Source organism: Janthinobacterium sp. (assembly GCF_031995485.1).
Classification (GTDB): domain Bacteria; phylum Pseudomonadota; class Gammaproteobacteria; order Burkholderiales; family Burkholderiaceae_D; genus Janthinobacterium.
The window spans coordinates 34,304-43,533 of sequence record NZ_DAMAGB010000055.1 but is presented as its reverse complement, the minus strand read 5'-3'; the positions used below and the strand labels follow the sequence as shown (position 1 = coordinate 43,533).

Sequence of the window (9,230 nt, the reverse complement as noted above, 5' to 3'; positions counted from 1 at the left end):
CTGGAACAGCGGTACCGATACCAGGCCAGCGTGCTGTTCCTGTTCCTGTACGCCAATAATGATGGCGTCCAGCCTGCCGTCCGCCAGGCTTTGCAGCAGTTCGCGGTTCGAGCCCAGCGTCAGGTCGATATCGAGGCCGGGGCGGCGCAGTTTCAGCGCGATCACCAGTTGCGGGATGCAGTGCAGCGTCAATGAATACAGCGAGCCGATTTTCAGGCGCACCGGGTTGATGCCCGACATTTCGCGCACCTTGCGCACGCCTTCCTCGCACTCGGCCAGCGCGCGGCGTGCCGATTCGGCAAAGGTGTAGGCCGCATGCAGCGGAATCAGGCTGCGGCCCTCGCGCTTGAACAGCGGGCAGCGCAGGCCGTCTTCCAAGCTGTGCAGGGCGCGGTGCACGCTGACCGTGCTCTGGCCCAGCGCATCGGCCACGCGCGATAAATTGTTCAATTCCATAAAGCTCAGGAACACTTCGAGCTTTTTCAGCGTGATTTCTTCATTGATGGCCATGGATCACCGCGCTTGTCGTTAGTTCATTAACCTGAGAGTAATGAACATGGTAGCAGGTTGATTGAAGTGGATGCCACTTTCCCCTATCGTGGAAGCTCGATAGCTCATTAGGGGAGACCACGATGTCAACCGCGACTCAGGCGCCACCGCAGCGCAAAGAGGGAGGCAAAAGCTGGGATACGCGCCGCACCGAGAAGCGCCGCCGGCTGGAAGCCGTACGCCAGTTTGCCGACGGACCCGTGCTGCGGCAGGGCGATATGGTGGCCGTGCTCGAAGCGCTGCTGGCGCCCGGCGACCGCGTCGTCCTGGAAGGCAATAACCAGAAACAGGCCGACTTTCTGGCGCGCATGCTGGCCAAAGTCAATCCGGACAAGATCAATCACCTGCACCTGATCATGCCCAGCGTCAGCCTGCCCGAGCACCTGGATCTGTTCGAGCGCGGCATCGCCAGGAAACTCGATTTCTCGTTCGCCGGCACGCAAAGCCTGCGCATCGCCCAGTTCCTGCAGGATGGCCTGCTGGAAGTGGGCGCCATCCATACCTATATCGAACTGTATGCGCGCCTGTTCGTCGATCTCACGCCGAACGTCGTGATGGTGGCCGGCTATATGGCCGATCGCCAGGGTAATCTGTATACGGGCCCCAGCACGGAAGATACGCCGACGCTGGTCGAATCGGCCGCTTTCCGCGACGGCATCGTGATCGCCCAGGTCAACCAGATCGTCGACGATGTCAGCGACTTGCCACGGGTGGACGTGCCGGGTTCGTGGATCGACTTCGTGGTGCAGTCGGACAAACCGTTCTTTATCGAACCGCTGTTCACCCGCGACCCGCGCGTGATCAAGCCCGTGCACGTGCTGATGGCGATGATGGCGATCCGCGGCGTCTATGAAAAACACCAGGTGCAGTCGCTCAATCACGGCATCGGCTTCAATACCGCCGCCATCGAACTGATTTTGCCGACCTATGGCGAGCAGCTGGGCCTGAAGGGCAAGATCTGCCGCAACTGGGTGCTCAATCCGCATCCGACGCTGATCCCGGCGATCGAGACGGGCTGGGTCGAAAGCGTGCACTGCTTCGGCGCCGAGCTGGGCATGGAAGGCTATGCGGCGGCGCGCCCCGACGTGTTCTTTACGGGCCGCGACGGCTCGATGCGCTCGAACCGCACGCTGTGCCAGCTGGCCGGCCAGTATGCGGTCGACCTGTTTATCGGCGCCACCCTGCAGATGGACGGCCTGGGCAATTCGTCCACCGTGACCAGCGGCCGGCTGGCCGGCTTTGGCGGCGCGCCGAACATGGGCCACGACCCGCACGGACGGCGCCATCCGACGCCGGCCTGGCTGGACCTGATCGAGACCGACGATCCGCTGGCGCGCGGCAGGAAGCTGGTGGTGCAGATGGTGGAAACCTTCCAGGACGGCGGCCAGCCGACCATTGTCGAGTCGCTCGATGCAGTGGCGGTGGGCAAGGCCAGCGGCATGCCGCTCGCGCCCGTGATGATCTATGGCGACGATGTCACGCACGTGCTGACGGAGGAGGGCATCGCCTATCTGTACAAGGCGCGTTCGCTGGACGAGCGCAAGGCGATGCTGGCGGCGGTCGCCGGCGTGACGCCGATCGGCCTGCGCCACGACCCGAAAACCACGGCCAGACTGCGCAGCGACGGCCTGATCGCGCTGCCCGAGGATATCGGCGTGCAGCGCGGCGAAGCGAACCGCTCGCTGCTGGCGGCGAAAAGCATCGCCGACCTGGTCGAGTGGTCCGATGGGCTGTATCAACCGCCCGCCAAATTCAGGAGCTGGTAATGACGACAATGACAGTAACAAGCCGCGCTACAGCGCTGGCGCGCCAGGTGCTGCAGGCGCTGCTCGACGAAGCGACCCTGACGCCGAAACCGGGCCTGGTCGACCTGCGCAGCCGTGGCGCGCACCTGGACCTGAACTGGGCGCTGATGTGCCATTCGGCCTGCGTGCTGCAGCCCGTCTTCGAAGCGATGGCCGGGGCGGGGGAGCACAGCGAGAACGACGGCCTGCTGCGCCAGCGCATCGGCACCATCGGCCGGCTCGGCGAGTCGGTAATGATGGCGGCCACCGGCGGCGTCAATACGCATCGCGGCGCGATCTGGGCGCTGGGCCTGTTGGTGACGGCGGCCGCGCAGCAAGGTGCGCGCGGCGCCTCGCTGGCGCCGGCAGCGGTGGCGGCACGGGCCGGCGCGCTGGCGCGGCTGACTGACCACGGTGCGCCCCAGGATACCGGCAACAAGGGCGAACTGGCCTGCCGCCAGTACCACGTTGGCGGCGCGCGCGGCCAGGCCCGCGCAGGCTTTCCGCATGTGCTGGACGCCGGCTTGCCGGCCCTGCGCGCCTCGCGTGCGCGCGGCGACAGCGAAATCACGGCGCGCCTGAACAGCTTGCTGGCGATTGTCGCCACTCTGGACGACACCTGCGTGCTGTCGCGTGGCGGGGCGGCGGCGCTGACCGCGCTGCAGGCTGGCGCGGCGACCGTGCTGGCAGCTGGCGGCGCCGGCACGCGGGCGGGCACCCGGGCGCTGCTGGCGCTGGAAGCCGACGTGCTGGCGCTGAACGTGTCGCCCGGCGGCGCGGCCGACCTGCTGGCGGCCACGCTGTTTCTCGATAGCCTGGAAGAAGGAGAACAAGATGGAAAAGCGTGACTATGCATTCCCCGCCGGGCAGCCGGCGGCGGGCAGGGCGCTGGCCGGCGTGGTGGGCTCGGGCGACCTGGAAGTATTGCTGCAACCGGGCAGCGATGGCGCAACCCGCATCGTGGTCAACACCTCGGTCGATGGCAAGGGCGCCATCTGGGATGCGCTGCTGGCGCGCGTGTTCGGCGGCGAGCCGCTGCCGGCCGTGCACATCATTATCAACGACTGCGGCGCCACGCCGGGCGTGGTGCGCATGCGCATCGAGCAGGCCTTTGAAGAGATCAAAACGGAGGGGCAGCCATGAGCAATCTCGAACAATTGCTGGCGCGCGACAGCTTTATCGAACGCGGCGCGCGCAGCCGCGCCAAAGCCTTGCTGGACGCTGGCAGCATGCGCGAACTGCTCGATCCGTTCTGCGGCATCGGCTCGCCATGGCTGCCGCAGCAGGGCGTTACCGCCCAGCTTGACGACGGCGTGGTGGTGGCCAAGGGCCTGTTCGACGGCCAGCCGGCCGTGGTGTTGGCCATCGAAGGCGCCTACCAGGGCGGCAGCATGGGCGAAGTGGGCGGCGCAAAGATCGCCGGGGCACTCGAACTGGCGGCGCAGGACAACCGCCATGGCGTGCCGACGCGGGCCGTGATCCTGTTCGAAACGGGCGGCGTGCGCTTGCAGGAAGCGAACCTGGGGCTGGCGGCGATTGCCGAGATCCAGTCGGCCATCGCCGAGCTGCGCCGCTACCAGCCGGTGATCGGGATTATCGCCGGCACCGTCGGCTGCTATGGCGGCATGTCGATCGCGGCGGGCCTGTGCAGCTATCTGGTGGTCACGCGCGAAGCGCGCCTGGGTCTCAATGGCCCGGCCGTGATCGAACAGGAGGCCGGCGTGGACGAATTCGACTCGCGCAACAAGCCGCTGATCTGGAGCCTGACGGGCGGCGAGCAGCGCTTTCAAAGCGGCCTGGCCGACGCGTTTGTCGACGACGACACGGCGCAGGTGCGCGCCACCGTGGCAGAGCTGTTCCAGCGCGGCCTGCCCGAACAGCATCGCAGCAGCCAGGCGGATGGCTTCCTGGCGCGGCTGGACGAGGTGGACGCCGGCGTGCAGGCCACGCCCGACGCCGTGCGCGCCAACTACAGCAAAGGATTTTCAGCATGAGCATCCATGACCCTATCAGTCGCGGCGCCGCCTGGCTCGCGGCACTGACGGCTAACGCCGCGCCGCTGGCCGGCTATCCCGCTTCCGTGCGCGTGGTCGATGCGCCGTTGGCCAGTGAGCCCGCCCGCTACCTGGCCGTGCTGCCCGACCCGCAGAACCGTTTTACCCGTGCCCGCACTGGCGAAGTGGGCCTGGTTGAGGCCTGGCAGCTGGCGCGCGCGGTACGGCAGGTGGTGCTGGAAGACCGCGAACTGGCGGTCAAGCGCCCTATCGTGGCGGTGATCGACGTGGCCAGCCAGGCCTATGGCCGGCGCGAGGAAGCCTACGGCATCCACCAGGCGCTGGCCGGCGCGGCCGGAGCGTATGCCGAAGCGCGGCTGGCCGGCCATCCCGTTATCGGCCTGATCGTCGGCAAGGCCATGTCGGGCGCTTTCCTGGCCCATGGCTACCAGGCCAACCGGCTGATCGCGCTGGACGACGCCGGCGTGATGGTGCATGCGATGGGCAAGGCCTCGGCGGCGCGCATCACCCTGCGCTCGGTCGAGGCGCTCGAAGCGCTGGCTGAAACGGTACCGCCGATGGCGTATGACATCAAAAACTACGCGACGCTGGGACTGCTATGGCGGACCTTGAGCGTGGCGAACGCGGATACGCCAGCCGCAGGCGATGTGGCACTGGCCGCAGCCAGCCTGCAGGCCGCGTTGAACGATATCCGCGCCGATCCCGACGCTGGCCTGGCCAGCCGGCTTGGCGCACCGCATCGCCAGGCCTCGGCAACAGTCAGGGAGGTGTTGAATCAGCAGTGGCAGGGGTAGCAGAGAGAAGACACATAAGTCATTCCCATACTCACAACGGAGACAGGCATCATGATCATTTACGGAACCGCATTACTGGCGCTATGCCATTTGCTCGGCATCTTCCTGGGCGACCTGCTCGGGCAGCTGATGGGCGTGAAAACCAATGTCGGCGGGGTCGGCATCGCCATGCTGCTGCTGATCTGCGCGCGGCTGTACATACAGCGGCGCGCATGGATGCCGCAGATGACCGAGCGCGGCGTCGAATACTGGGGCGCGATGTATATCCCGGTGGTGGTCGCCATGGCGGCCCAGCAGGATGTGGTGGCGGCCTTGCGCGGCGGACCGGTGGCGGTGCTGGCGGCGCTCGGTTCCGTGGTGGTCTGCGCCGGTGTCATTTCCATCATCAACCGCACCGAAAGTCCCGAGGCGGTCGCCGCCGCCGAAGCAGCGTTGCATGCGGAGGTGCGCCATGCTTGAGATCTTTGAAAAAGCCGCCATCCACAATGGCCTGGTAACGGCGTTCGCGTTTGTCGGCCTGATCATGCTGCTGTCGGTGGCGCTGTCGAAATACCTGACCTTTGGCCGCGTGCACGGTTCGGCGATCGCCATCGTGATCGGCCTGGCGCTGGCGTACTGGGGCGGCATCCACAGCGGCGGCCACAAGGGACTGGCCGACCTGTCGCTGTTCGGCGGCATCGGCCTGATGGGCGGCGCCATGCTGCGCGACTTTGCCATCGTCGCCACCGCCTTCGAAGTGCAGGCCACCGAAGCGCGCAAGGCCGGCCTGATCGGCGTGGTGGCGCTGCTGCTGGGCGTGTTCCTGCCGTTCCTGGTGGGCGCCGGCGTGGCCTATGCGTTCGGCTATTCGGATGCGGTGTCCATGACCACCATCGGCGCCGGCGCCGTCACGTATATCGTCGGCCCGGTAACGGGCGCGGCGATCGGCGCCAGTTCCGACGTAATGGCGCTCAGCATTGCGGCGGGCCTGATCAAGGCCATCATGGTCATGGTCGGCACGCCCGCTGCGGCGCGCTTCCTGCGCCTGAAAACGCCGCGCTCGGCGATGGTGTTCGGCGGCCTGGCCGGCACCGTCAGCGGCGTGTCGGCCGGGCTGGCCGCCACCGACCGCAAGCTGGTGCCGTACGGCGCACTGGTGGCGACGTTTCATACGGGCCTGGGCTGCCTGCTGGGACCCTCGCTGCTGTTCTTCGCCGTCAAGGCGGTGGTGCCCTGATGCACGGCTACCGCGCACATGATCTGTTATGGGTGGACGCCGTGCCGGACGCGCCGTCCTGGGCCGGCACCCAGTGGCTGCGCCAGGCGCCGCTGGTGGTGCGCCGCGCCGCGGCGGCACCGGGCCGGATTGCGGCCGGGATGCGCGGTGCGCTGCGCAGCGAGCGCCAGGCCTGCGAGATCATGGCTGGCAGCGTGCGTCGTTGCATGACGCCGGAGATGCTGTCCGCCATGCCCGTCGATGGTGCCGGCATCGCCGCGCTGGCGGCACTGCAAACGGTGGCGCCGCTGCTGGACGCCACCGGCTGGGCCTGGGGGCCGACCGGCGGCGTGGGTTTTGCGCTGGCTTCCGGCTTGCCCGTGCTGCGGCCCGATAGCGACCTCGATCTGGTACTGCGCATCGGGCTACCCCCCGACGCGGCGCAGCGCGATGCCTTGCGGGCGATTGCGGCCAGCGTCACCGGTTGCCGTCTCGACCTGCAGATCGACACGGGCCATGGCGGTTTTTCCTATGCGGAGTGGGCGGCAGCGCGTGGCAGGATCCTGCTGAAAACGGACCGGGGGCCGCTGCTGACAGCATCACCGTGGGAGCCGGCATGAGCGTATTGTTTACCTTTCCCGGCCAGGGCGCCCAGCGTGCCTGCATGCTGCATGCGCTGCCCGACGATCTGGCGGTCGCTGCCACGCTGGCGGAAGCTGCGCAGGTGCTGGGCAGCGATCCACTGTTGCTGGACACCAGCGCCGCGCTGGCCTCGACCCGGGCCGTGCAACTGTGTCTGCTGATTGCCGGCGTGGCCACCGCCCGCTCGCTGGCCGGGCAGGGCGCCGTGCCCGATATGGTGGCCGGCTTTTCGATCGGCGAATATCCGGCCGCCGTGGTGGCTGGCGCGCTCGATTTTGCCGATGCCGTGCAGCTGGTGGCCCGGCGCGGGCAGTTGATGCAAGACGCTTATCCGGGCGGCTACGGCATGGCGGCGATTATCGGCCTGGAACTGGCGCAGCTCGAACCGCTGGTGGCGCGCGTGCACAGTCACGAAAAGCCGGTCTACGTGGCCAACCTCAATGCGCGGCGCCAGATCGCGATTGCCGGCAGCGAAGCGGGCTTGCAGGCCGTGATGGCACTGGCGCTGGCGCAGGGCGCGACCAAGGCGGAACGGCTGGCCGTCAGCGTGCCGTCGCATAGTCCGCTGTTCGACGCGGCGGCGCAGGAAATGCAGCGCGCGTTCGACAGCGTGACCGTGTACCGTCCAAAAGTGGTGTACCTGAGCAGCAGCGCGGCGCGCGCGCTGTTCGACCCGCAGCGCATCCGCGACAGCCTGGCGTCGAACATGGCGCGGCGCGTGCATTGGGCCGACACCGTGCGCCTGGCCTGGGAGCGGGGGGCAAGGCTGGCGGTCGAGATGCCCCCTGGCAGCGTGCTGACGCGGCTGACCGCACCGGAGTTCACCGACGGCGTGGCAGTCAGTTGCGACGGCAGCCGGCTGGAAAGCTTGCTTGCACTGGTGGCGCAAGCAAGCGCCTAGCCGGCGCTCGCCGTCCTCAGTTTATGCGCCTGCAACCTGCGCGACCTGCGCTTGCGTTCCCAGATCACGATACCCGTCACCGACAGCATGGCCACCATCACGCCCATGAACGACATCAATATGCGGCCCGGCATGCCGAGGATGCGGCCCGAGTGCAGCGGGAACTGCAGCTGCACGAAGACGTCGGCGGCCGTGCCTTCCCAGGGCTTGTGCTGGCCGATGATGCTGCCGTTCATGCCGTCCACGTACAGGTTCGACAGGCCCATGCCGGCCGTGCCGAATTCGTCGGCCGGATCGAAAAACGAGACGTTGTAGAACGAGTAGTCGCCGCCGTAATAAATGCCGCCGATCGGCGAGGTGATGCCGCGCTGCACGGCTTCTTTTCTGGCGATGGCGACGGCCTGTTCGAAGCCGACCACCGGTTTGACATAGGTGCCGAACGGCGCCGGCGTCTGCGTTTCATACGGGCCCGGCGTGGTTTTCGATACCAGCGACATGACAGGATAAAACACCTCGCGGTACAGGTTCAGCGAGAACGAGGTGAACGCCACCACGATGATCACGCCCCATACCCACAGGCCGCCCGCGCGGTGCAGGTCGAAATTGAGCTTGTAGCCGCCGGCCGCCCAGCGCAGCAGCCACGACGGTTTCCAGCGCTGCCACCAGGTGGCGGGGCTGCGGTGCGGCGCCGCCTCGTCAGGGGCGCGGGCGCGCAGGCGTCGCGGCGTGGTCAGATAAAACGCCACCACGCTGTCGAGCAGCCACACCAGCGCCACCGTGCCCATCAGCCAGTAGCCCCAGCGGTCGGTGCCCCAGAAGGCGGGAATATGCAGGCTGTAGTGCAGATGGCGCAGGAACGGCATCAGGCTGCGGCGCGACAGGGAGATCGCGGTCGAGTCGCGCGTGCCGGTGATCTGCGCCGTGACGGGGTCGACGTACACCGTGTTGTAATCGAGCACGAACGGCTTGCCGGTGGCCGGATCGGTGAGCGGGCGCACCAGGAACTGCGCCGCGTGGCCTTCTTCCAGGCCCAGCGTGATGTAATTGACTTCCACGCGCGGGTCGGCCGCCTCCACCTTTTTCGCCAGCAGGAAGGGTTCCTGCAGCGTGCCGCGGCCCGGTGTTTCCATGATGTCGGCGTTCAGCCATTCATCGAGTTCATGGTCCCACGAGGTGATGGCGCCCGTCAGGCCGGCCACGATCAGGAACAGGGCGACGGTCAGGCCAGCCCAGCGGTGTACAACGGTCCAGAAAGCGCGCATGCGGTAACAGTCTTGAGAAACACCGGCGTGTCGTGGCAGCGCCCGGAAGCGGGCCGCGCAGACTGAACGCATGTGAAATTATTAATGG

At 67.2% G+C, this 9,230-nt stretch carries 11 protein-coding genes; 9 read left to right on the top strand and 2 right to left on the bottom strand.

Annotated features, from left to right (window positions below; translation table 11 throughout):
• On the bottom strand, nt 1-510 hold a 510-nt coding region (locus tag RTQ46_RS23785), incomplete at its 3' end, for a LysR substrate-binding domain-containing protein (RefSeq protein ID WP_312440067.1).
• A gap of 122 nt (nt 511-632) precedes the next feature.
• On the opposite strand from RTQ46_RS23785, the gene mdcA reads away from it, so the two are divergent.
• Genes mdcA through mdcH form a run of 9 tightly spaced genes read left to right on the top strand, consistent with a single transcriptional unit; the run spans nt 633 to nt 7,880 of the window.
• On the top strand, nt 633-2,315 hold the full coding sequence (gene mdcA / locus RTQ46_RS23780; protein ID WP_312440066.1) for a malonate decarboxylase subunit alpha: 1,683 nt from the start codon (nt 633-635) through the stop codon (nt 2,313-2,315).
• A complete protein-coding gene (locus tag RTQ46_RS23775; RefSeq protein ID WP_312440065.1) occupies nt 2,315-3,181 on the top strand; it encodes a triphosphoribosyl-dephospho-CoA synthase in 867 nt (288 codons plus the stop codon). The genes mdcA and RTQ46_RS23775 overlap by 1 nt, the downstream gene beginning before the upstream one ends.
• On the top strand, nt 3,168-3,476 hold the full coding sequence (locus RTQ46_RS23770; protein ID WP_312440064.1) for a malonate decarboxylase subunit delta: 309 nt from the start codon (nt 3,168-3,170) through the stop codon (nt 3,474-3,476). Before RTQ46_RS23775 ends, RTQ46_RS23770 begins: the two co-directional genes overlap by 14 nt.
• Nucleotides 3,473-4,327: a biotin-independent malonate decarboxylase subunit beta gene (locus RTQ46_RS23765; RefSeq protein WP_312440063.1), complete on the top strand. Its 855-nt coding sequence runs from the start codon at nt 3,473-3,475 to the stop codon at nt 4,325-4,327. Before RTQ46_RS23770 ends, RTQ46_RS23765 begins: the two co-directional genes overlap by 4 nt.
• Complete coding sequence (gene mdcE / locus RTQ46_RS23760; RefSeq protein ID WP_312440062.1) at nt 4,324-5,142, top strand: biotin-independent malonate decarboxylase subunit gamma; 819 nt, start codon at nt 4,324-4,326, stop codon at nt 5,140-5,142. Before RTQ46_RS23765 ends, mdcE begins: the two co-directional genes overlap by 4 nt.
• 51 nt (nt 5,143-5,193) lie before the next feature.
• Nucleotides 5,194-5,601, top strand: a complete 408-nt coding sequence (gene madL, locus RTQ46_RS23755) for a malonate transporter subunit MadL (protein ID WP_312440061.1) — start codon at nt 5,194-5,196, stop codon at nt 5,599-5,601.
• Nucleotides 5,594-6,358 (top strand): malonate transporter subunit MadM, encoded by a 765-nt coding sequence (madM, locus tag RTQ46_RS23750; protein ID WP_312440060.1) that lies wholly within the window; start codon nt 5,594-5,596, stop codon nt 6,356-6,358. The genes madL and madM overlap by 8 nt, the downstream gene beginning before the upstream one ends.
• A complete protein-coding gene (locus RTQ46_RS23745) occupies nt 6,358-6,957 on the top strand; it encodes a malonate decarboxylase holo-ACP synthase (RefSeq protein ID WP_312440059.1) in 600 nt (199 codons plus the stop codon). The genes madM and RTQ46_RS23745 overlap by 1 nt, the downstream gene beginning before the upstream one ends.
• A complete protein-coding gene (mdcH, locus tag RTQ46_RS23740) occupies nt 6,954-7,880 on the top strand; it encodes a malonate decarboxylase subunit epsilon (protein WP_312440058.1) in 927 nt (308 codons plus the stop codon). Before RTQ46_RS23745 ends, mdcH begins: the two co-directional genes overlap by 4 nt.
• Here mdcH and RTQ46_RS23735 read toward each other — a convergent pair.
• Nucleotides 7,877-9,142, bottom strand: a complete 1,266-nt coding sequence (locus tag RTQ46_RS23735) for a PepSY-associated TM helix domain-containing protein (protein ID WP_312440057.1) — start codon at nt 9,140-9,142, stop codon at nt 7,877-7,879. The two genes, mdcH and RTQ46_RS23735, sit on opposite strands and share 4 nt — an antisense overlap.
• Between the last annotated feature and the right edge of the window lie 88 nt (nt 9,143-9,230).